Source organism: Wolbachia endosymbiont (group B) of Melanostoma mellinum, from assembly GCF_947251465.1.
Lineage (GTDB): Bacteria > Pseudomonadota > Alphaproteobacteria > Rickettsiales > Anaplasmataceae > Wolbachia.
Map to the genome: position 1 here is coordinate 705175 of NZ_OX366366.1, position 24582 is coordinate 729756.

18 protein-coding genes, 1 other RNA gene and 2 pseudogenes are annotated in these 24582 nt (G+C 34.1%); 11 read left to right on the forward strand and 10 right to left on the reverse strand.

Translation table 11 applies throughout. From position 1 onward, the window contains the following. The first annotated feature begins 3 nt into the window (after nucleotides 1–3). On the forward strand, nucleotides 4–888 hold the full coding sequence (rsmH, locus tag OPR42_RS03220; protein ID WP_265041776.1) for a 16S rRNA (cytosine(1402)-N(4))-methyltransferase RsmH: 885 nt from the start codon (nucleotides 4–6) through the stop codon (nucleotides 886–888). Between the two features lie 319 nt (nucleotides 889–1207). On the opposite strand, the gene OPR42_RS03225 is transcribed toward rsmH, so the two are convergent. Beyond that, entirely contained in the window at nucleotides 1208–1507 is a 300-nt protein-coding gene (locus OPR42_RS03225) for an ETC complex I subunit (protein ID WP_265041778.1), read from the reverse strand. Nucleotides 1508–1649: 142 nt separating this feature from the next. On the opposite strand from OPR42_RS03225, the gene OPR42_RS03230 reads away from it, so the two are divergent. Continuing rightward, nucleotides 1650–2261 carry a 50S ribosomal protein L25/general stress protein Ctc gene (locus tag OPR42_RS03230; protein ID WP_264376083.1) on the forward strand — a complete coding sequence of 204 codons (612 nt, stop codon included), beginning with the start codon at nucleotides 1650–1652 and terminating at the stop codon, nucleotides 2259–2261. Next, a complete protein-coding gene (gene pth, locus OPR42_RS03235) occupies nucleotides 2261–2824 on the forward strand; it encodes an aminoacyl-tRNA hydrolase (RefSeq protein WP_265041780.1) in 564 nt (187 codons plus the stop codon). The genes OPR42_RS03230 and pth overlap by 1 nt, the downstream gene beginning before the upstream one ends. Nucleotides 2825–2858: 34 nt before the next feature. On the opposite strand, the gene recA is transcribed toward pth, so the two are convergent. After that, nucleotides 2859–3926 carry a recombinase RecA gene (gene recA / locus OPR42_RS03240; RefSeq protein ID WP_265041788.1) on the reverse strand — a complete coding sequence of 356 codons (1068 nt, stop codon included), beginning with the start codon at nucleotides 3924–3926 and terminating at the stop codon, nucleotides 2859–2861. A gap of 114 nt (nucleotides 3927–4040) precedes the next feature. On the opposite strand from recA, the gene truA reads away from it, so the two are divergent. Next, nucleotides 4041–4778, forward strand: a complete 738-nt coding sequence (truA, locus tag OPR42_RS03245; RefSeq protein ID WP_265041790.1) for a tRNA pseudouridine(38-40) synthase TruA — start codon at nucleotides 4041–4043, stop codon at nucleotides 4776–4778. A gap of 1 nt (nucleotide 4779) precedes the next feature. Here truA and dnaN read toward each other — a convergent pair whose 3' ends face one another. The 8 genes and pseudogenes from dnaN to OPR42_RS08895 all read right to left on the reverse strand — a co-directional run bounded on the left by dnaN (nucleotide 4780) and on the right by OPR42_RS08895 (nucleotide 11881). After that, entirely contained in the window at nucleotides 4780–5931 is a 1152-nt protein-coding gene (gene dnaN, locus OPR42_RS03250) for a DNA polymerase III subunit beta (RefSeq protein WP_265041793.1), read from the reverse strand. Nucleotides 5932–6042: 111 nt separating this feature from the next. After that, entirely contained in the window at nucleotides 6043–6540 is a 498-nt protein-coding gene (locus OPR42_RS03255) for an invasion associated locus B family protein (protein WP_019078627.1), read from the reverse strand. Then, nucleotides 6533–7426, reverse strand: a complete 894-nt coding sequence (locus OPR42_RS03260) for an RNA polymerase factor sigma-32 (RefSeq protein WP_265041795.1) — start codon at nucleotides 7424–7426, stop codon at nucleotides 6533–6535. Before OPR42_RS03260 ends, OPR42_RS03255 begins: the two co-directional genes overlap by 8 nt. 282 nt (nucleotides 7427–7708) lie before the next feature. Then, a complete protein-coding gene (locus tag OPR42_RS03265) occupies nucleotides 7709–8392 on the reverse strand; it encodes a P44/Msp2 family outer membrane protein (RefSeq protein ID WP_264376087.1) in 684 nt (227 codons plus the stop codon). A gap of 375 nt (nucleotides 8393–8767) precedes the next feature. Continuing rightward, a complete protein-coding gene (locus tag OPR42_RS03270; protein WP_007302329.1) occupies nucleotides 8768–9082 on the reverse strand; it encodes a YbaB/EbfC family nucleoid-associated protein in 315 nt (104 codons plus the stop codon). A gap of 21 nt (nucleotides 9083–9103) precedes the next feature. Next, nucleotides 9104–10687, reverse strand: a complete 1584-nt coding sequence (gene dnaX, locus OPR42_RS03275) for a DNA polymerase III subunit gamma/tau (RefSeq protein WP_265041798.1) — start codon at nucleotides 10685–10687, stop codon at nucleotides 9104–9106. Nucleotides 10688–10703: 16 nt separating this feature from the next. Next, nucleotides 10704–10802, reverse strand: an RNA gene (ffs, locus tag OPR42_RS03280) — signal recognition particle sRNA small type. 184 nt (nucleotides 10803–10986) lie between these two features. Next, nucleotides 10987–11881: pseudogene (locus tag OPR42_RS08895) on the reverse strand (IS5 family transposase). A 671-nt stretch (nucleotides 11882–12552) separates the two neighbouring features. Here OPR42_RS08895 and OPR42_RS03295 point away from each other — a divergent pair. The 7 genes and pseudogenes from OPR42_RS03295 (at nucleotide 12553) to hemA (ending at nucleotide 24399) form a co-directional block, all read left to right on the forward strand. After that, entirely contained in the window at nucleotides 12553–13944 is a 1392-nt protein-coding gene (locus OPR42_RS03295) for an ankyrin repeat domain-containing protein (protein WP_265041803.1), read from the forward strand. A 134-nt stretch (nucleotides 13945–14078) separates the two neighbouring features. Then, nucleotides 14079–14678, forward strand: coding sequence for a recombination mediator RecR (gene recR, locus OPR42_RS03300; protein ID WP_425384539.1), 600 nt, complete (start codon nucleotides 14079–14081; stop codon nucleotides 14676–14678). Nucleotides 14679–14681: 3 nt separating this feature from the next. Then, nucleotides 14682–15902, forward strand: coding sequence for a KAP family P-loop NTPase fold protein (locus OPR42_RS03305; protein ID WP_265041805.1), 1221 nt, complete (start codon nucleotides 14682–14684; stop codon nucleotides 15900–15902). A gap of 158 nt (nucleotides 15903–16060) precedes the next feature. Next, complete coding sequence (gene htpG / locus OPR42_RS03310; protein WP_010403187.1) at nucleotides 16061–17965, forward strand: molecular chaperone HtpG; 1905 nt, start codon at nucleotides 16061–16063, stop codon at nucleotides 17963–17965. A gap of 38 nt (nucleotides 17966–18003) precedes the next feature. Then, the gene (locus OPR42_RS03315) at nucleotides 18004–21156 is read left to right on the forward strand and encodes an ankyrin repeat domain-containing protein (protein WP_265041807.1); all 3153 of its coding nucleotides are present in this window, start codon (nucleotides 18004–18006) and stop codon (nucleotides 21154–21156) included. 150 nt (nucleotides 21157–21306) lie between these two features. Next, nucleotides 21307–23138, forward strand: a pseudogene (locus tag OPR42_RS03320) (ankyrin repeat domain-containing protein). A gap of 64 nt (nucleotides 23139–23202) precedes the next feature. Then, on the forward strand, nucleotides 23203–24399 hold the full coding sequence (hemA, locus tag OPR42_RS03330; protein WP_214303449.1) for a 5-aminolevulinate synthase: 1197 nt from the start codon (nucleotides 23203–23205) through the stop codon (nucleotides 24397–24399). Nucleotides 24400–24582 lie beyond the last annotated feature (183 nt).

Genomic DNA, 24582 nt, shown 5'->3' on the forward strand with positions numbered 1-24582 from the left:
GATATGACACATATTCCAGTTTTGTTAAAAGAGATGCTACTGCAATTGTCACCACACAGTGGTGGTATATATGTGGATGCCACGTTTGGAGCTGGAGGATATAGCAAAGCAATATTGGAATCCGCTGATTGCAAAGTGTATGCAATTGATAGGGATGAAACAGTTACCAAATTTTATGATGATCTGAACGTTAAATACCCTGATAGAATAAATCTATTTATTGAGAAATTTAGTAATATTAAAAATTTATTAGATAGTAATAATATTAAAGGTATCAATGGAATAGTTTTCGACGTTGGAGTTTCATCTATGCAGCTTGATAATGGAGATAGAGGATTCTCATTTCTACGTGATGGCCCACTTAACATGAGCATGGATAACTATTCTCATATGAATGCTTCGACATTTGTTAACGCTTTACGTGAAGAAGAGATTGCGAACACTATATATAATTATGGGGGTGAGCGTCATTCTCGTAAAATCGCAAGAGCGATAGTAAATGCGCGGAAGAAGAAAATTATCAAAACTACATTTGAACTTGCGGATATTGTACGTTCTGTAGTGTTTCGTGGAAAAAGCAAGATTGACCCTGCAACTAGAACATTTCAGGCAATCAGAATATGGGTAAATGATGAGCTAGGAGAGCTTGAAAAGGGTATTAAAGCTGCATCTGAGATTTTAAGTGAAAACGGCAAATTAATTGTAGTTACCTTTCATTCTCTAGAAGATCGTATAGTTAAAACCCTTTTTAAAGATTTGTGTGAACCAGGACCTACAAAGACATTCTCCCTTTTAAACAAAAAAGTGATTAAAGCAAGTGAAGAAGAAGTAAATGCAAATCCACGTGCGCGTTCAGCAAAATTAAGAGCTATACAGAGGTTGTCATGAGAACCTTCTGTATTATTTCAATAACTATGTTTTTATTATAGGGTTATTTAAGGTAAAATTACATGTCCACTCACTAAATAAATAGCTAACACAAATAAAACGTGAAATTAATTTAGTGCAAAGCAACATAAAAGTTCTTCAAGCAGAATGAAGTTATTTGAGTAATCCAAAAAAACTTGCAGTCTTACGGAGAAATACCTAAAAAATAACTCTTTGATACTAGCTAGCCAGGTTCAACTCTCTAAATAGCCGCAGTGTGTTAGCAAAATCATAGTAACGATTAGGTTTAGGTTTTTAGATAAACACACTACGATAAAACTTACTTTGATACGAAATTATTCGCATAAGATTTTGGCAGTCTTTTAACATCTTTTGGTATTTCAATTGTGTACTTTGTGTTGTGTTTCTTTGCGTAAGATATTGCTTTTTCAAGAGAATCAAACTTTAATACAATCTGTTTTTGGGGATCTTTTGAGCCAACCCATCCCATCAAAGGTTCAATATAGTAAGAACAAGGCTCAATTTTTAGGTACCAGAATTTTGTATTACCTAAGCCAGATTGTGTTGCAGTTTTTGTTGGCTTATAAATCTTAAAAACTACTTGATCGTTAATACTCATAGCTCTTACTACGTAATCTTAAGTATATATCTAAATAAATTTTTCCACAAAGAATTAGTGTGAAAGAATGAAGTTTGAAATAAATATTTTTATGTTATATTATTAAATTATATAAAAAGGATTAGCTGAATAGGAGTAATCGATGGCACAGCAAGAAATGGTAACAATTAATGCAGAGTTACGTGATGTAAAAAAAAAGAAAGCGATTCAGGCTCTGAGGGAGAAGGGAAGTATACCTGCAGTTATATATGGTAAAGGGCATGATAACGTAAATTTGACATTGTCTGCAAAGGAATTTACTAAACAATATAAATCAGGTGCTCTTTCTGCACATTTAATAGAACTAGATATTTCAGGGAAAAAAGAATATGCTCTTGTTCGTGATATTCAATGGCATGTAGTAAAGGATACTGTGCAACATGTTGATTTTCAGTTTGTTGATAAAGGTAGTGAAATTAAAATAGATATACCTTTATCATTCATCAATGAAAGTAAATCACCAGGAATCAAATTAGGTGGAGTGCTTAATGTTTTGTGTCGTTCTATTACTGTCAAATGCTCTCCTGAGAAAATACCTCAAGTCATAGAAATTGATTTGTCTGGCAAAATGATTGGTCAGTCTATACATATCAATGATGTAAAATTGCCAGAAGGTGTTAAATTTGTAGCTCATGAGGAAGAAAATTTCACCATTGTAACAATCTCTGCTGCTGATAGTGATGTTGAAGAGCCTCAAACAAAAACAGAGGAGTAGTGCATTTAATAGCTGGGCTTGGTAATCCTGGTAGTAAATATGAATTAACTCACCATAATATTGGTTTTATCGTTATTGACGCAATTCACAAATATTGGAATTTTCAGTCATTTTCTAAGAAAGCCGATTACTTGATAACCTCTGGCATAATTAACAATAATAAAGTTATGCTAATAAAGCCTTCTTCATTTATGAATAATTCAGGTATTCCTGTTGCAAAAATAAAAAATTTTTACAAATTATCGCTAGACAATATTGTTGTCATACATGATGATGCTGACTTGAAATTTGGAAGAATAAAAGTAAAAAAAGGTGGTAGTTCTGCTGGACATAATGGACTTAAGTCTATAGATAGCTTTATTGGTAACGATTATTGGCGTTTGAGATTTGGAGTAGGTAGGCCTGAAAATCGGAAAAGCTTAGCAGATTATGTATTATCAAAATTTGAAAATTTTGATAATGTTATCCTCTTAGTGGAAAAAATAGCAAAAAATATACACCTAATGCTACAAGGAGATATCGCAGCTTTTATCAACTCGGTTGAGAGTGAAACTTTAGTATAGCAAACGAATACTGCCCAATACAAACTAATTTAGATTAGAATACTGATTCTTCTAGAAGTTGTTCGCGTTCCTCTTCTATTGCAATAGAATTATCGTGATTTTTAAATAAATCTCTGATTTTTGTTTCTATTTCATTTGCAATTTCTTTGTTTGCCTTGAGGTAACTTTTTACATTTTCTCTTCCTTGGCCAAGACGCGTATTGTTATATGAATAATAAGCGCCTGCCTTTTCAAGGACACCAAGTTTTGCTCCTATATCTATTATTTCCCCAAGTTTTGATATGCCTTCATTATACATTATATCAAATTTTGCCTCTCTAAATGGAGGAGCGACTTTATTTTTTACAACTTTAACTCTCGTTTCATTACCCGTAATATTCTCTTTATCCTTTATCGCACCAACTTTTCTTATATCAAGTCTTATAGAAGTATAGAATTTTAACGCATTTCCACCAGTGGTAGTTTCAGGATTTCCATATACTACTCCTATTTTCATACGAATTTGGTTGATAAATATCAATATACAGTTTGCTTTTGAAACTACAGAAGTTAGTTTCCTGAGTCCATGGCTTAGAAGCCTTGCTTGCAATCCCATGTGCTGATCGCCCATATCCCCTTCAATTTCAGCTCTTGGAGTTAGTGCTGCAACAGAATCAATAACTATTACATCAACTGCACTAGAACACACTAAATACTCAACAATATGCAACGCCTGCTCTCCAGTGTCTGGTTGTGAAATTACCAAATCATCAGTTTTCACTCCAAGTTTACGAGCATATATAACATCCAGTGCGTGTTCCGCATCGATAAATGCACATAAACCTCCTTTTTTCTGTGCTTCAGCAATTACATGCAAAGCAAGGGTAGTTTTACCAGAACTCTCAGGGCCAAATATCTCAATTATACGTCCTTTTGGCAATCCCCCAACACCCAGAGCTGAATCAAGTGCAATCGACCCTGTAGATATCGTGTCTATTTTTTCTACAGGGTTTTGCTTTAGCTTCATTATTGCACCTTTACCGAATGCTTTTTCAATTTGACTTATTGCATTATCTAGTGCTTTTTGCTTATCATTATTTCTTTCTTCTGTATTATGTGCCATGGATCATTTATTAACTTGTATAGTCTCCATGGTAATTGAACGCAACCAATCTGCCAAGGGTTTTTTAATAACGAAGAACGTTAGTTACCTAAAATTAGATAGATAGACTTTGTAGTGCGATACAAAATAACGATAGAATACAATGGTAGTGGTTTCTCTGGCTGGCAAAAGCAACAACACTCTGCTAACTCAATTCAGGAAACCATAGAAAACGCTATATTTAATTTCAGTGGCGAGAGAGTCTCTTTGCATTGTGGTGGCAGAACTGACACAGGGGTTCATGCTTTAGGGCAAGTTGCTCATTTCAATATGGAAAGGCAATTTGAGCTTTACAGAATAAGAAATGGAATAAACTATCACTTAAAAGCTATTCCTATAGTTGTGCTTAGTGCAGAAGCCGTAGATGATGCATTTCATGCGCGATTTTCAGCAAAAAAAAGATATTATGAATATAGAATAATTAATCGCTACGCTCCTGCAGCTCTGGAAATCGGTTATGTGTGGCAAGTATTTAACCCACTTGACGTAAACATCATGCGTGAAGCTGCTAGACACCTGCTTGGAAAACATAATCTTTCAAGCTTCCGCTCAAAAGATTGTCAAGCTACAAATCCGGTCAGAACAATCGATGATATTGATATAGTACAAAATGGAAGTCACATATACATCAAAATATCTGCGATTTCCTTTTTGCATAACCAAGTGAGGATTATTGTTGGTACTTTAGTTGAATTTGGAAAAAACAAAACTAATCCACAAGAAATGCTAAATATATTAAGTCAATGCAAAAGAAACGCCGCTGGGGTCACTGCGCCGCCTCACGGCTTATACTTAGTAAAGATAGATTACTAGCTTAAGTCCTCATTGGCATTACTATATATAGTGCACTTGGATCACCTTCATCAGTGATAATTGTAGCGCTATTACCATCTGATAGGCTGACCTTACATTTGTTTTTTATACAAGATAAAGCATCAAGCAAATAACGAGAATTAAATCCTACTTCCATAAGAGCTCCATCGTAATCCACCTCTATAGACTCAGTCGCATCACTGCACTCTTGAGAGTTTGAATGCAGAGTTAATAAATTCTCTTGCAATGAAAATTTAATTGATTTTATTTTATCGGACACAACAACGGAAACTCGGTCTATAACACTAGCAAGTTTGCTACTCTCAACAATCATTTGTTTATCTTGAGACGTTGGAATGACAGCTTTGTAATCTGGAAAAGTCCCATCTATCAATTTTGATATTAGAATATACTCACCACATGTAAATTTGATTTTTCTATCTGAAAGTTTTATATTTATCTCATTACAATCACTCAATACTTTCAACAGTTCCATGATAGTTTTACGTGGAATGATCACCCCAAATTCTCCGTTGATATCTTCAGGTTTAGGCCTTTTTATACATGATAAACGGTGGCCATCAGTTGCAACGCAGTACAGAAATTGCTCATCTGTATGCAGATATATCCCGTTTAAATTATACCTTGTATCATCCAGCGACACAGCAAACTTCGTTTTAGTCAACAAGTCTACCAAATCTGCACTTAGTAGAGTGAAATCGTATTGATGATCACCTTCTTCAAGAACAGGGAAGTTATTTGAAACTACGTTCGGTAAAGAAAAATTTGCATTTCCACAGGATATCAATAATTTTCCTTGATTATTCATTTCGAAATTGACATCCAAATTAGTTGGCAATTTTTTCACTATGTCATGTAAAGTATGTGCTGAGATTTTCACTTCTCCTTCTGCTGATACATTTGCAGTAAGTGAGGCAAATATTGAAATGTCAAGATCAGTAGCCTTTAGTTTTATGCTGCCATGTTGTGCTTTGATATTTATACACGCTAAAACGTCTATCGCGTTGCGCCTTTCAACCACCCCGCTCACTCTGGATAGCGTATTTAAAAGACTTGCACGACTTACACTAAAACGCATTTGTTCACACACAGAACTTTGTTCTTTGATTCCTATATCTACAATTTTTGACATATTAATTCTCAAAAATATATTTTAAATGATATTCATATTCTATGTAAAGTGATATCCATATTTTTGTCTGAGAGACAAAACAGCCTATCTTATACTTTAGTGATCAATAATTTACTTTGTATGGCATAAGTCATGCATTTTTTGGTACGCTTTTTGAAAGCCAAGCAAGGAATAAGTATCATCAACATTTGCTGTTTTTACTTTTCCATTAACTACCATTGATAATCCCTGCTTCATTTTTAGAATCAAATCTTGGTCCATTTTTGTATCATCTGTCCACGCAAGACTTCCCTGTATTATTGGCAATTGATATTTAATTTTTTTATCGATATTGAGAACTACAGGCTCATTATTATACTGAAAGCCAGAAGTGACGCTCACCTCATCTGCTTTTTTATCAACGTAACTGACCATTACATACGGCTTGCGATCGGCTGTATAATGTTCACTTTTTTTCTTAGGATGAGATACAATATAACACACTTTTTCACCATCTTCCAATGCAGTATACACAAACCAGTCTTTATATTTTTCGCTCAGTTGTACATTACTAACCGATGCAAGAGTGTCTATTGAAAGAAATATTAGAAATACGAAAAGACTACGCATGTAAACCGAATTTCAAACTCTCTGATTTTATATGTTGTTTTACCTTACTCATCGCTTGCTTAGCCAGCTGTCTTATTCTTTCTCTTGAAACACAATATTTTTTGCTAAGCTCATCCAAAGTCTGAGTATTCTCAGATAAATATCTGCTAATGAAAATGTCTCTTGATCTTTCATTAAGACTTGCCAGCGCATTGCTTAAAATTGTTTCTTTTAATGCCTTTTCTTCATGATTCTGGTAAGCTACTTCTTGACTAACTAAATTACACGGAATCATATCTTGTAACTCCTTTTTAGAGTCATCACCTATTTTTATACAATTATTTAACGACTGATCCTTACAAGCCAGACGATAGCTCATCTGTACAACATCTTCTTCAGATACAGAAAGCTCATTTGATATTGCTTTTATTTCTTCTTTACTCAAAGTTTCTCTGTTTGTGTATTGTAAAATTCTTTTTTTTATTTTACGTAAACTAAAAAACAATCTCCTTTGTGCTTGCGTTGTACCTATTTTTACAAGTGACCAAGATTTTAATATAAAGTCTTTCATTGAAGCTTCAATCCACCATACTGCATAAGTTGAAAAACGAAATCCCAAGTCAGGATTGAACTTTTTCACTGCATGCATTAAACCCATATTTCCTTCCATGACCAGGTCCATCAACAATAGACCGTAATTCTTAAATTTCATTGCAATTTTTACTACCAAATTCAAATGGCTAGTAATTAACCTGTGAGCAGAAGAAATATCCTGGTATTCTTGCCAATTTTTTGCTAATCGCACTTCCTCTTCTTGGGAAAGCATAGGAAATTTTCGCACTTCAGCAATATACTGCATGAGATTAGTGCTACTATTAACACATAAATTTGCTACTGGGGTCAACATAATAACTTAAATTAAAACTCTATACATATAATATATTGATTTTCAGTGAAAAATTCAAGCTTTAATTAAAAAAGCACAATTTTACATCTATTGAGATCTTAACAACAGCTACCTAAATGTATCATTAAAATTGCTAGCGTGTAACTATAAAAACTACATTAAATAAATAACGTGTTATTCCAGTGCTCAAACACTGGAATTCACATTTCTTTTTTCTAGATCCCAGTGTCATGCTACTTGAATGACAAGAAAAACCCACTGGGATAATAAGACAAAGATAGACTAGAAATTAAACGCTACTCCAGCTTCTGCACCAACAGTGCTGTAAACAACATTTTTGATACCAGTATCATCCTTAGCTGCCTTATCAAAACTAGCACCATAAGAACCGAAGTAACGAGCTCCAGCAAAGAGTTTGATTTCTGGGGTTACATCATAACTAACACCAGCTTTTGCTTGATAAGCAAAACCAAATCCTTTTTGATCTTTAACTTCATTAGCTTTTGAAGGATTGCTGATATATGCTGCACCAACACCAACACCAACGTACGGAGTGATAGGCATATCTTCAATCGCTATATCGTAATAAACGTTAACCAATCCTGAAAATGCTGTTAAACTGTCTGCAACATTTGTTTCAGAAGCATTTACTACAGCTGTATCTTTAGCCAATTGTGAGTAAAGCCCTTCAACATCAACTCTAATGTCATCCATTTTATAACCAAATGCACCACCACCAGCTATAAAAGATCTTGTTAAGGGACTATCCTTTTCTTTACCTGTTGCATTTGTAATACCATCAACTTTTGTATAAAAAGGTAAAATTTCACCGTTGTATTGTAAACGAACATAGTAGCTAGTTTCTTCATCACTTATTGGACCAATAGGGTCTGATGAAAAAGCAGAGTTTGATAGGCTTAGCAACGTCACTAAAGCAGCTGCCGAAAAAAACTTTTTATAATGCATAATTGCCCTCGTTAAAAAAATTAAAATTCCACTTTAGCAGTCTAAATAATAACTAAAGTTAAGTCAAGTGCTAACTTAATAACACAAAACCTTCTGTATCTTAACTAACTTTTAGGAAAATACAAAGATTTTATTAATTAATAAATAGAGTTACTCTACTTTTTTTACTCTTGATTTTTTGGTATAGCTAACATAGGTAAGATTTACTATCGAAAGACCTCGTCATTCCGCTACTTGTTAGCGGAATCTATACCGCGGCGGTATGACGTAGGGCTGTGCTAGCTATAGGTGCATTATATGAAAAAGTACTAGCGTTGGAAATATTAGAAAAAAAATACTTACACTAAAAGAAATTTCAGTAGTATAGAAATAAATTCAAAAAGGAAGTTTAAATCCAGGTGGTAACCCCATCATACCTGCAAGATCAGAGGTTGCATTTGCCATATCTTCTTCTGCTTTTTTAATGGCATCATTAAACGCTGCTGTCACTAAATCTTCTACTATGTCTTTTTCTTCATTTCTCATAAGCTCTAAGTCTATGTTTACCTTTTTAGCTTTATAGCCACCTATTTTTATAACTTCCACTAATATAGAAACTTTGCCACCACCAGAAATACCTTGAAACTCTTTTCCAATATATTTTTCTTGGGCTTCCGCAAGCTTTTTTTGCATTTCTTGCGCTTGCTTCATTATTTGACTGAAATCCACAACCTACTCCTTATTTTCTATATTAACTACCTTTGCACCTTTAAACGTATTTAATATATCCTTAACTACAGGTGCATAATTTAAATTGCTCACTTCCCTATTCATATAACTCGTATCAACTATAATAACCCACTCCTGATTAGTAGCTTGATTTAAGTAACTTTTCAAGTCATTACAAAAATTATTGTTCAAGTTAGATACAGCTTTTAATTTTAAATACCCAAATTTACAATCTATTAATTGTAGATTACTACACAGTTGTTTGTAAAGATAAATTTGGTTACTCCGCCTTAATAGTTGCAAAATCTTATCAAAATCGTAATTTTGTTGTTTATTTTTCACATGGATCCCAGTGTCGCGCACTGGGATGACAGAGTGGGGTTTTTCCACATATTTTTTTGGATCCGAGTAGTCAGCTACTTGGATGACAGATGGGGAAGGTGCAACAGGTCTGCCCTGTCTATTTCCTTGCTCTACATTCTGTGAAAGAATTTTTTTGATCACCTGTTCCGGAGAAGGCAAATCAGAAAGATAACAAAGGCTAATTAACATCATTTCAGCAGCAACCTCATTGCATGTTGAAATTTTTATATCTTGAATACCCTTAAGCAGCACCTTCCACAATCTCGAAAAAAATATTAAAGACTTTTTCGCACTCAAATCTTTTACTCTGCTCTTCTCATATTCTGTATCAATCTCTTTTGTAATTAAAAAACGGCATATTAACTGGATTGTTTGCAGCAGATCTTCAAAAATATTGAGCGGATTTGCTGTTTTTACCACATTGTCGAATACTAACAAAGCCTTCTGTAAATCACTATCTAATACTGCTTCCAGTAGATCAAATATAACGTTTCTATCTACTAGACCAAGTATGTCTGTAACACTTTGAGTGGATATTGTACCATCTTTGCTATATAGCACTGCTTGATTCATCAAAAATAAAGCGTTACGCATTGAATTACTACAGTGGTGCGCAATTAATTCCGATGCTTCCTTTTCAATAAAATAATTTTCTTTTTGTGCAATATCATTTAAACGCTCCATTATCTTAGCTGAAGGAATGTTATGTAAGTCAAACCTTTGACAACGTGCAATAACAGTTATTGGTATCTTTTTTATTTCTGTAGTTGCTAGAATAAACTTTACGCTAGATGGTGGTTCTTCTAGAGTTTTAAGTAATGCATTAAATGCATTACTGGATAACATGTGTACTTCATCTATAATGTAAACCTTAAATTTAGAACTTATTGGTAAATAGCAAATATCTCCCAAGATCGCTCTAACATCCTCAACACTAGTGTGACTTGCCGCATCGATTTCAACTACATCTGGATGGCTTGAATTTTTTATTGCCAGACAACTTGTACATGATCCACAAGGTTCAAAAGTTGGCCCCAATGAGCAGTTCAAACATAAAGCTATTATTCTTGCAGTGGTGGTTTTACCAATTCCACTGCTACCAGAAAGCAGTATAGATTGTGGAATTTTGTTGAGAGTAAAAGCATTTTCTAGTATACGCACCAATATATCTTGACCTACTAAATCTTTAAAGCTACTAGGACGATATTTTAATGCTATGTTCATAGCCTAGAATAAAACAAATAGTACAAATAGGTATGCAACCCAAAAAGATTCTGATATGGTTGCTTCATTTCTGACCTGACCAAGTTACAGAATTTTTGCCTGCATACCTTATCAAAGGTTATACTTTTTTTTTTTTTTAGCAAGGTATATTCTATATTAGTCTTATAATTTATATGTTAGACCTTTTGCAACATTACTTTGGAGTAAACAGCTGTTACCTAAAATACTCTTCTTCTGTCATCCCAGTCTGGGATGGCTTTGTTTCATAGCACCTTAAGCAGTGATGGTTTACGACAAATTTATGTAATGATTTCAAATTTAGCCACACCAATATCAGTGAATTTATTAAGCAAATAGCATTTAGTTCTTTTTCTCGATTTATCTCAGATTTATTCCTAAACAAATACTTGCTTCAACCTTGAGAAAAATCCTTCTATGTAAGATCTTTTTTCCATAAATTGCTTCTTTTTCCATTCTTTCATGCCATCTTCACCGTATAATTTTATTAACCTAATAGCAGCATTCCTGTCAGACATATAATCTATTTCTGGATGTTCTGCCGCATTGTTTATTGGTGGAATTTTTGTCTTTATATCATATTCGTTACACAACTTATAAAACTTGTGCCTATCACATGCTCTATCTGCATATAGTGCTTTTATGGCATGCTGAAAATCAACTTCTTTTAGCAAATCACAAGTGATCAGAGTAGACACCGTTACTGTATTTTACAGCTATGGCTTTTTTGTTGTTTATATTCAACATTACGTGCAATTTTCTCGTTTGCTCATAGCCACTCTGTCAGTGCTATTTTCCTTGCTGTGTGTTGTTGTATATACTAATTCCTGTACTGTCTATAGCAATTTCGATATCTTCTATATTATTTTCTGCAATCATTTATCTTAATATTAAGTTTTTTTTGATGCTTGTGAATAGCTGCAAATCTCTTCCTATTTGTTGCAAATATCCTTTTATAAACCCGACTGTTTGTCTTAAACCAATTCTAAAGAAACTGACGATTATATGCACTAAAATCACAACTTTATCACTATAAATATAGTTGCCGCCCTGCATTTTTGGACAATTCTCGTACCAATTTTCTATGGCGTCATTGATATAACAAAAAATGCTTCCTCTTTCTTGGAGAAATTTGTTATATTCATGGCAATTACTGACTCTCATTTTTTGTGGCATATTTTTTCTTCAACAGTTAAATGGCTGTTTTATAATGAATTTTGTCAGTAACTGCCAGTTCTTTTCACTTGAGCGATTCAACAAAGCCCACTGGGATCCAACTAAGTTGGTAAACACTTTACAACGTTTTTTGCACAAAAGGACTGGATTCTAGCGTCACGCGCTAGAATGACATCAACTTTTGAATTCCAGTTATGCAAGAAATCTATTCATTTGAAACTTGTTTGAGAAACGTAGCTATAAAAACCGCAGGTACCAGTTGGTTTTTATTAGCTAAAGTAAAGGTCAAATATCTGGAATTCTGGACATAAAATCCCCCTGTAAAAAAGATTAGAAAAAAATGCAGCGCACATATGACAGAAATTAAGTATACACTGAAGAGGATACGCTACATTTTTTTATGAGTTTAATAAAAAAGGTCTGCAGACAAAGATAGATTTTTGAGCTCTAAAAATATCTATAATTGTAATTATAATTGGATTCAAAATACGCGGAAGTAATTTTTTTAGCTATAAAATAATTCTGTCTTGTAAAAGTTTAACAAGAGAACCAAAAAGTTAGTGTCATAAATATTTTTATCAAAAACTATTTTAAAAAAATTTAAATAGAGTTGAAAAATTTTAAAGATGAGATACCCTACCTGAAATGCAATCCCTGTAAAATAAAGAAATATGAAAGGTGAAATAAACACTGCAGCAAATTTTCAAGCAGAAGACCTTGAGTCTAAAAATGCTACAGATCTTGATTGTTTAGCTAACTCTCTAAATTCTTTGAATGCAAAGAGTGCTGAGATTAAAGATAAAAAGAACGATGTGCCTTTTTCCAGTAGAAAAAGCAACTCGCATGTTTTAGAACTTTTTTCTAGTGAAAATGTTGAGATTAACATTCCAGATGAAACACCTTGTGCCACTCGGAGTGAATCAGGTATAGCTGAACTGTTTAGAGGTATAGCTGGGTTGTTTAAAGGCAGGGGTAGTATGAACATAAACCTTTATCAATCTAAAGTGAAACGTAGCTCTGCAATTGATTACAGTACTACAGAAAGTATAGGGTCACGGCTATTAAATATCTGTGAAGGAGAAGAAGAAGATATCTATTTTGACCAAGAGATTGATTCTCTATATAAAGAGGGCTGTTTGTATGATGCCTTATTGTTGCAAGATAAGAAAAATCAGGACACACCTTTACATTTGGCCATAAAAAAAAATCGTGCTGATTTTGTAAAAAAGCTTTTGTCTATTCTTAAGGAACCATACTGTTCGAATGAGTTTTACAAGCACAAATATTTTGAACGTAAGCAAGAGAATGAAAAGCCGCTTTCTAAAGTTATTAATACTAAGAACAAAGACGAAAAAGATGTAATTACTCTGGCTATTGAAGGTAATAATTCAAAATGCGTTTCAGTTCTTTTCGACTACTTAACTCGTGAACATATTAACAGAAGGAAAGATGTTGAAAGTGAGTACACACCTCTACACGAAGCTGTGCTTCTTGGCAAGAATGAAGTAATCAAAGAGCTTCTAAAATCAAGAGATATAGATACTGAATTTATGGATAAGGAATCTTACAAAGCATATAATTATGCTAATAACAAAGAGGCAATAGAATTGTTTATTAAGCACTATAGTAGTAAAATTAGTGAGTTGCGTATAAAATTAGAAGATAATAATAAAAAACTAGCGCGAATTAAGTGCGTCCTAAACAAAACAAAACTTACTTGCGTATGCTTAGCAGCCTTCGGCTCTTGTTTTAGAATGTATAAAAATTCTCATGACATAATAAATGAAGAAGTGAGTGAAGATATGTTATATTATTCTCTTGAATTGCTCTCCAACACTACAGGTCTAATATTATTTTTTAATTATTTGATCGATACAATACTTTCCAAGTATGAAGAAAAAAATTCTAGTTTGAATAAAGAATCGGACAGTTATGTGGAAGAAAGAAATATGTTGAAAAATAAATTACGTCATTTTCAAAAAAGAAGTACCGTAGTAACTACGCAAATGTGTGAGATAATTTCAGTTATACCTGAATCAGAGTTAGGTTACAGTAGATTGTGATTACATTAATTTTTTCAAGACAGTTCTAAAAAAAAAGTGGGAAATCTTTTTCATAGCCAATCAAACTAAGCTTTCTTTACGAAAGGTTTGATGTTATCATTTTATAAACTATATCCTGAATTTGTTAAATGAACATTAATATAAAGAATTTAGTTCATGCTTTTTCTAAATTGCCAAGTTTAGGTCCATCATCATCACGAAGGTTAGTTATACATTTGCTCCAAAATAAAGAGAAAGTCATGCTACCGCTTGCATCTTTGATTAGAGAGCTAGCGGATCTTATAATAGAGTGCAAAATTTGTGGAAACCTAGATACTAAATCGCCGTGTTCTATTTGTACTAACCCAAAGCGTGACACCAAGTTAATGTGTGTAGTAGAAGAATTGGGTGATCTATGGGCATTTGAAAAAGGGAATATATATTCAGGTATGTATCATGTTTTGGGTGGAAGGCTATCAGCAATAAATGGCATAGGTCCAAAAGAACTGAATCTTGATAACATTCCCAAAAAAGTTACAGAATTTAAAATTGAAGAGGTCATTATTGCAATCAATCCGACATTAGAAGGCCAAGTTACTGCGCAATATATAATTGAATTGCTAAAGAATTCGAATGTAAAAATATCGCGCCTTGCTTGTGGTATACCGATAGGTGGAGAAATTGACTACCTAGATGAAGGGACTCTGAAGATAGCGCTTACGTCAAGACAAGAGTATGAGTTAAATATAAAGTAAGGTATGTGCTTAAAAAAACTTACATCGCTAATAACCTTCAGAAAAAAAGAAGAGAAACAATTGCCTAAGGTAATAAATTGGGAAGGTGATTGCTTGGGTTATAAGCAAATTGCAAGTAAATTTAGTTCTATAATCAAGACAATCGATAAGTCTTTTTCAATCGTATCCTTAGAAGGATATGATAAGTGGGGTAAGACATTTTTTTTGAAAGAATGGGTAAAGGATCTAGAGCAGCAAAATGAAATTGCAGCTTATTACAGCGCATGGGATATTAGTGCGCTAGATCAACCATTGCCTTCTTTTTTGCATTTCTTGTTTGAGGATCTATTCGCATCATACAAAGTAAAAAGGAGTGTTATACAGCAGTTCAAAAACATAAACCAAGAACTATTTTCTCTCAATACATTAGGAAAGCTGATCAGTAAATCTCCACTTGCTATGCTTTCAGTATTTCTCGATGCTGCAAAAGAGGCTGATAAGAAAGACATTGGTTTTGTCTTGGGTGAATTAAATCTTCTCCAAAGGAGAAAAGAGAACATTAGAGACTTTAAGATACAACTAGCAGATGTGGTTAATAAAATCAGGAAAGACAAAAACATTTATATAATGGTCGATGATCTTGATATATGTCGCCCTAAATTCATTGTCGATTTTTTAGAATCCATAAAGTACATGCTTGATGTCGAGGGACTGGTTTTCATTATCTCTGTTAGCCAAGATAAGAGTAATGTGCAAAGAGCAATTAGCACAATACTTGGACCAAATTTTAGCCTAAAATCTTTTACTGATCTCTCTTTGCATTTGCCAAAACAGCCAACAGAGCAGTTTATAAGAAAACTGTTTGAAAGTTCTGAATTACCGAAAAAATCAAAGAGCTTAATTATAGATAGCTTTATACTTTATGCAGAAAGCTTCTCATTATCACTGCAGGCAATACAATACTGTATAAGGAGAATAAAGCTATGTTTTTTGAACCATGCAAAAGAAGAATTACTTGATCCGAATTTATTTACATTTTTAGTAATACTACAGTCAGTAAACACTGATTTGTACGAGGAATTATATTCATCACCTCAGAAAGTACTGGAGAAGATTGAGAGTGATTTAATGCCAAATGGTCAAGAAGAATGGAAAAAGCTTAAAATCTCTCTTGAGACTACTTTTAAAAAAAAAGAATCAAAGACTAACAAATCTTTGAAGCAAATAAGAGATATTATATTCTAGCACTTTCTTCTTAATTTGCATGACACAATGGTTGTACTTATTCCAGTTTAGCATTGGAACCATAAGTTGGCCCACATAAATTTTAGCATGTGTGACCTTGAAAGATCGCAGTGCAATACTTAAATTATTAGAGTAGTAGGCTAATAATGGAGCTCAAAATGCACAACATACAAGAAACTGAAAGTTTAAAATTTGACGCTGAAGTAGGCAAAGTACTAAATATAGTAATTCATTCACTTTATACTAATAAGGATATTTTCTTGCGTGAGTTAATATCAAATGCATCAGATGCATGTGATAAATTGCGCTATGAATCACAATTAAATGCTGATTTATTAGATTCAAGTGATGAGTTGAAGATTACTATTAGCTCCAGTAAAGATAAGAATGAGCTGTATATAACCGACAATGGAATTGGCATGAACAGGCAAGATTTAATAGATAATCTTGGCACGATTGCAAGTTCTGGTACGCAAAAATTCTTGGATGCAATTAAGAATAATAAAGATTCGAGCCAAGCTGTAGAGCTGATTGGAAAGTTTGGTGTTGGTTTTTATTCAAGCTTCATGGTTGCTTCAGAAGTTATAGTAGAATCAAGGAAAGCCGGAGAAGAAGAGTCTTGGGTGTGGAAATCTAAAGGAGATGGAGAGTATTCAATCAGCAAATTAGATGGTCAAATCTCTCGTGGCACAAAAATTACGCTCATCATGCGTCCTGAAGAAAGCGAATTTTTAGACAAATTCCGTATTGAAAACATCGTTACTACTTACTCTGACCACATAAATTTTCCCGTTGAGTTTGTAAATGAAGAAGGAAAAAGTGAAAAATTAAATAGCAAAGCTGCAATTTGGACTAAGCCAAAAAATGACGTTACTCCAGAAGAGCACAACGACTTCTTCCGTGGTGTTGCACATGTGGGCGGTGAGCCTTGGATGATATTTCATAATAAAAATGAAGGTGCAATAGAGTATACGAACTTGCTTTATGTTCCTTCTATCAAGCCTTTTGATTTATTTCATCCAGATAGACGCTGCTCTGTAAAATTGTATGTAAATAAAGTGTTTATCACTGAAGATAATGTGCAGATTATACCGCAGTACTTGCGTTTTTTGAAAGGTGTGGTTGATTCACCGGATTTGCCTCTCAATATCAGCAGAGAAACACTGCAAAATAATCGTGTAGTTGAGCAGATTAGGAAATCTTTAACTAAGCGCATAATATCAGAGCTCGGCAAAAAAGCAAAAGAGAATTTAGAGGAATATACAAAATTCTGGGGCAATTTTGGTGCGGTGTTAAAAGAAGGTCTTTGCGAAGCTATGCCAACTGATGAAAGAGAAGCATTGCTTTCCATTTGCAGATTTCATAGCACCAGTGATGGTAAGCTAGTTAGCATTGATGATTATATAAGCAGAATGAAGCCTGAACAGGAACATATCTACTATCTCACAGGTAATAGTCTCGATTCAGTGAAAAACAGTCCACAACTTGAAGGATTTGTCAGTAAGGGATTGGAGGTGCTTCTATTTGTTGATCCAGTTGATGATTTCTGGACTAGCGTGATTCATGAATATAAAGATCAAAAATTTAAGTCTGTAACTCGTGCAGATGTTGATTTAGAAAAATTCTCTTCAGAAGAAGGTAAGAAAGATGAAGAAAATAAATCAGATGAAAACAAAAGCGAAGAAAACGCGGATTCTATACTCGAATACTTCACCAAGGTTCTTGGAAGCTTAGTAAAAAGTGTAAAGATCTCTAAGAAATTAACCGATAGTCCTGTGTGTCTAGCAGTTGATGAAGGAACTATGGATCTCCGTATGGAGCGTTTTTTACGTGAACAGAAGCAGCTAAATTACCGCACGCCAAAAGTACTTGAAATTAACATTAAGCATCCTTTGATAAGAAACATAATGGAATCTCACGCTGAAAATGGTGAAAATCCAACACTTGGAGATATGATTTACTTATTGTTCTATCAAGCTTGTATAGTGGAAGGTGAAGAGATGGAAGACGTAAGTCTATTTGCTAAAAGGCTCAATAACTTGCTTGGCAAAATTTCTATTTAATGCTATACTTAGTTTAGCTAATAATTAGGGGGTAAAACATGGGGTGGAATTTACTTGGTGGGCTCATGCCGCCAGCAGTAGATACTGCAGGAGAAAGTGAGCGACGCCATTCTGGAGATTCAGGCACTGAAGAGGAGTTTGAAATTTTAGGGCGAGAAGAAATTAAGGAGCGTCGCTACTCTGGAGATTCAGGTGATGAGAGTCAAGAAGAAGCTGATGTGAGGGATTCTGATGTTGAACCTAGTGTACCAATTACGTTACAGTTTCAACTAACACAATCTCTGCTAAGTCAAGTAAAGGCAAGTGAGAATAATAGGGATGCAAATTCTGGCAAGCAAGCTTACAAAGACCTACCCAGGATGGATTTTGTAATTAATGGTCAAGTTATAGACAAGAATTTCGTTAGCCAGCTTCGTGATAAATGTAATCAAAATGACCAACGCCAAATTGCAAAACATGTTTTTACAAAAATGTTTGAACATGCTAAAGCAGAAATTCCAAATGATAATCTATTAGAAGAATTAATTACTAGTTGCAATCAGGCTGGTTATGATGGCTCTTTGTTAATGCAGCTCTCTCTTATATTTTTGGGAAACGGTTTGCAATTGCCTGATGCTAATGATAGACATATAGAGATTGTCTGTAGTGATCAGGATTCTTTAAACGTTAAATATTGTCCAAATATGCCTGTTAAGCAACTGGGTAAAGAAATATGCAGGGTTGATGCTATTTTAGAGTTCACCCTTAAGTTTCGAGATAGTAAGGTAGAGTATGAAAACGGCAAAGTAACGTTTGCCATTCCTGAACAATTAGAGAATTACAAAGCTGATGGCAAAAGTTTGTTAGATGAAATAAATAGGCATTTCGAAGATGAGGATAATAGAATTACAGAGACTCTTGAGAAAAATATGAATGAAGGACCTAAGTCATTTGCTGCTGAAGACTTGTCTATTACTGAGAGTTCATCTGATAGTAGTGAAGTAGCAAACAAAGTAGTTACTGATCCAGGCATTTTAGGTAATGTTGCGAATGTATTGGTAGGTGTTGCAGAAGTTACAGCAGTTGTAGCAACAGAGTTATTTTGGCCTCAAGGTCAGGTTAATATAGAACCAAGGCATAATGAAGAAGAATTTACCATTACCCCTAAAAATTTAACCTTTGATGGATTAATAGACGTTATAAATAAAGCAAAAAATTATGGTGATTATGCAGATTTAGATAAAACTATAAATAATATAGAGGAAAGCGATAGATTTATTACTGATTTGAATTGTGGTAATTTGAAGGATTTTTGCTTTCAACAGCTTAATTTGACTGATCATATGCACAATGTGCTGTTGAATAATAGCTATGATGAAACAAATGGTTATTATAATTATTCAGTAAAAGAGCTTTCACTACTAGCCATTGCAGCTGATGACACACTTGTGGAAAGATATGCAGAAACGCATAAAAGTATATTATTTACGCAAGATGAAGGGCTCGATAGGCTACTTATTGGTGTTGGTGGACAATGCTATATTAAGTTTTTATTAGAGCATTTGGATAAGCCGAATCATACTATGTTTTTGGATGGTATATGTAAAAAACTTGAAAGGGCATCTTTTGTTGGTAATCAAAAATGCGTAGAAGTGATACTAAATAGGTTTAAGAATACTGAGGCTGAAGGTAGAATTATTTTTTCATCTAAACTTTTGCACTATGCTATACACTTAGCTCCTGAAAGTAAAGCGGCAGAGGTAATTGTTAATCGTAAAGTTGTTGATATTAATAGTATAGATAATTCTGGAATTGCACCTTTGCATTATGCTGTAGCACGTAATAATTTAGAATTAATGGGCTTGCTTATTGGAAATGGCGCTGAGATTGATATTCAAGATGAGAGGCATGGCAGAACAGCTTTACATTGGGCTGCTTACCATGATAAATTTGAAATAGTAAAATTACTTGTAAACAAGGGAGCTGATTGGAACATTCAAGATAGAGATGGCAAAACAGCTTTAGATCTGGTAGGAACGAAAAGTTTATATTTGGTAAGGGAAGAAAACAGGGAAAAATCTTCTAGTGAATCAAAAATCACAAAATTTCTTGAAGGTTTAGATGATAAAACACCTTTGCATTTAAATATTAAAAAAGATCCAGAATCCAAAAATATTGATAATCAACAGCCGCAAAGAAACGTTGTTGATAAAGTAGAGAATATTATGAATAATGAAGAGGCTTCAATAGAAGAAGCTATAGGTAATAATTGTGAGGAGGGTAAAATGCCTAAAAATATAGAAGAAAAATTATCTAGTGCTGTCAGTAGCATTGATCTTGCTGATGTGATGTATTTATTAAGAAAAGTAGATGATAGTGTATATAAATCCACTTTACAGAAGCTCTTAGGTCAAGCAAATGACAAGATGACAAGTTTGGGAGAGGGTAATCAGAAAGAGGATCTTGCACAAATAATAGCATTGCTTAAAAACGAGTTCGAGCACATTGATGCATTATCAGTAGGCAATGATGTAGAAGCTACTGCAAGTAGCCAAGAAGCTCCTTTGGTAGAGTCTAAAGAAAGCTCACCATCACTGAGTTCTGAGGAGGATGATTTTTCTAACCTTGAAGGTAATAAAAGTGATTGCTCTGCCGGAACTTCCTCAGACTCTAATAGTAATTCTCCATTTGAAAAAATTAGTGAAGAAGGTCATGAAACAAGAATATCTGTAATTGACACAGTGGAAGCTGAAGCAACAGCTAATGGTACTGTTTCTAGTAATTCTGTTCCTTGTACTTTAAGAGTAGAATTAACAAGTGATGATGAAGATGAATTTCTTTCGATTGAAATTGAAGATGTTAATAATGATATTAACGTTAATCAACCTACTGAGCATGTAGAACAAGTTGCTAACGGAAATGGACAGCCAAAAACAGAATTGCCAAGAATTAATGAGCAAAGCAGCAAAAGTGGCCTCAAAAAAAATCCACAAAATACAAAGAAGTATGTCGTAGCTGCTGCTGCACTTGCAATAGCTGGTATTGTTTCAGGGGTGGCTGTTGCAGTTTACTTGGAAATGTTAGCGGTAGGAATAGCAGTTGCAGCTTGTTGTCTTATTGCAGCTACAGTTACATACTGCTGTAGACCTAAAAGCTTAATTGAGAATGGTGAGCCTGCAGAGATTGTGTTCAAGGAAAGGTCTGTATACTAAATATAGTAGTCTATCATTTAATAATTTATTATAATTATATTGATTGTTAATAGATAAAAACTTGGTAGACTACGAAGAGATGCTTGCTAAGTTGACAAAATTGCCATTTAATGCTACACTTAGCTTAGCTACTAATTAGTGAGGAAAAACATGTTAGGTTCAGATTTTGTATCACAGGAATCAAACAAAATTTTAAAGAAATCAGATTCTAGGGATTCGCGAACTGAAGAAGGGTTTGAAATTTTAGAACGAGAGGAAAAAGAGCGCCGTCGTTCTGAGGATTCAGGTAATGAAAGTCAAGAGGAATCTGGCGTTAATAATTCTGATACTAAATCTAGTGCAGTAACTACGTTAGAATTTCAGCTAACGCAATCTCTGCTGGGTCAAGTAAAGGCAGATGAGAATAATGAAGATGTAAAGTCTGGTAACACAGCTTATCAAGACCTATATAGAACGGATTTTTTTGTAATCAATGATCGCACTATAGATAATAGTTTCATTAAAGGGTTATATGATAAATATAATGAGGGAGATGATAAACGTCTGTTTGCAAAGTATGTTTTTACGGAAATTTTTAAACATGCTAAAGCAGAAGTTCCAAATGACTATATACTGGAAGAGTTAATTACTAGTTGCAATCAGGCTGGGTATGATGGCTCTTTGTTAATGCAGCTCTCTCCTATATTCTCTAAGCATAAACTAACCTTGCCTCATGCCAATGATAGAAAGATAAGTATTGTATATAATAGCCAAGGTTCTCTCAATGTTCAGTATTGTCCAAGTATGCCTGTCAGGGAACTTGATACAAATAGGGAAATATGCAGGGTTGATGCTATTTTAGAGTTCACACTTAAATTTCATAACGGTGAAGTAGAGTATGAAAATGGTAAAGTAACACTTATCATTCCTGAGGAATTAAAAGCTGGTAGGGAAAGTTTACTAGACGATATTAATGAACGTTTCACAGATTATGATAATGATGGATTTATTCGTTTACACGTTGCAGCACAAAAAGGTAATGTTGAGCTTGGCAGACGTTTACTAGAATGTGGTGCAAATATTGAGATTAAATCAAAAACAAAAGTAGGTGGTAACACCGCACTTCATTTAGCTGCTAGAAATGGTCATAAAGATTTTGTGAAGCTTTTACTTGATAGCGGTGCAAATGTTAATTCAGTAAGCAGTACAGGCAGCAGAGTAACTCCTTTACATGAAGCAGCATATAGTGGACATTTAGATGTTGCGGAATTGCTAATAGATCGTGGCGCAACAGTTGATGCTAAAGAACGATATAATCTTACTCCTTTGATGTATGCTTCTGCAGAAGGTAATTCGGCAATGGTGGAATTACTTTTAAAAAAAAGGCAGATCTTTATTTACACCATCATAATGGTGAAACTGCATTGCACTTAGCTGCTGATAATGGTCATTCTGATGTAGTTGCCATCTTAATAAGTGCAGCAAAAGATAAAGAAAGGTATGTTAATATGCAAAGCAATAATATTGGTACTGCGTTGCATGTTATAGCTTATAATCGAGAAATAAATGAAGGGCATAAAAAATCTGCAAAATTGCTAATAGACAATGGTACAAGCCCGTATTTAGAAAACGATCCAATTATTAATAAACCATCAGATACTCTTTTGAAAGGAAGCTCTTTAGATATGGCAAAAAAACGAGGAAATAAGGAATTTTTGGAATTTATGTCATCTTTAGGCTATTCAGCAACCGTACCAAGCAATTCAAAGAATGATCCACAAAACACAAAAAAGTATGTCGTAGCTGCTTCTGCGCTTGCAATAACTGTTACTGCCTTAGGAGCAGCTGTTGCAGTTTACTTGGAAATGTTAGCAATAGGAATAGCAGTTGCAGTTTGGTGTCTTATTGCAGCTACAATTACGTACTGCTATAGGCCTAAAAGCTTAGTTGAGGATAACCAGGTCAAAAAGGTTATACAGACAGAAGAATGTCAGTCTAAGTAATAAATATAGTAGTCTATCATTTAATAATTTATTATAATTATATTGATTGTTAATAGATAAAAACTTGGTAGACTACGAAAAAATATTCTTAAATAAAATCAAAGATATAAAAGAAGAAGGGCGCTATCGTGAATTCACGCATTTTGCGTCATTACCTGGCAAACTTCCCTATATTATGGATTATGAAAGAAATAGAGAGGTTATTGTCTGGTGCAGTAATAATTATCTGGGAATGTCACAAAACGATAGTGTCATTGCTGCTATTCAAAATTCATCTGTTGGTGCTGGAGGAACAAGAAATATATCAGGTACAACAAAGGAAGTTGTTGAGCTCGAGAAGTCTTTGGCTGACTTGCATCAAAAAGAAGCTGCTTTAACTTTTGCTTGTGGCTATCTTGCCAACCAAACTACACTTAGTACTTTATCGTCTGTTATTCCGGGCGTGGTAATTTTTTCAGATGAGAAAAATCACTCTTCAATGATAGAAGGTATAAAATCAGGAAAAAGACCGAAGCACATATTTAGGCATAATGATGTTGATCACTTAGAGCAGTTGCTAAAGTCTATAGATATAAAAACGCCGAAAATAATAGCACTTGAATCTGTATACTCAATGGATGGTGATGTAGCACCGCTTGAAGCGATATGTGATCTAGCAGATCAGTATAATGCAATTACCTATTTGGATGAGGTACACGCAGTTGGCATGTATGGACCGCGCGGTGGCGGAATTGCAGAAAGAGAAGGTTTGATGGATAGAATAACTGTTATTCAGGGTACATTATCAAAGGCTTTTGGAGTGATGGGTGGATATATAGCGTCTTCAAAGAGCTTGGTGGATGTAATAAGAAGTTCAGCCCCAGGATTTATTTTTACTACTGCTATGTCACCCGTTTTAGCAGCAGCAGCAAAGGCAAGCGTTGAGCATTTAAAATCGAGCAATGTTGAAAGAGAGAAGCAAAAGCAGTCTGTTGAAAAGGTAAAAGACTCACTGAGAAACGCAGGAGTGAATTTTATGCAAACAGAAACTCATATAATTCCAATCATAATTGGCGATCCTGAGTTGTCCAAAAAAGCATCAAAATTGTTATTTGATGAGTATGGAATATATGTACAACATATAAATTACCCAACAGTTTCAAAGGGGACTGAGCGCTTCCGTATTACTCCTACGCCTTACCATACAAATGAAATGATAGAGCATTTAACAAAATCTCTTGTAAAAGTTTTTGAGAAATTGTCTGTTTGTGTCTGTTGTTGAGTTTAAAGTTGCCAAGAATAAGGTATCTATTTAAAAGCATGGTTAATGTACAAAATCAGTGCTTTATTTCTTGTCATGAAAGTAGCTAACACTGGGATCTATAGCTCACACAGGTAAAGTTTACTCTTTTGTCATCCTATGGCTTGACCATAGGATCCAGTCTAAACAATCTGGATTCTAGTG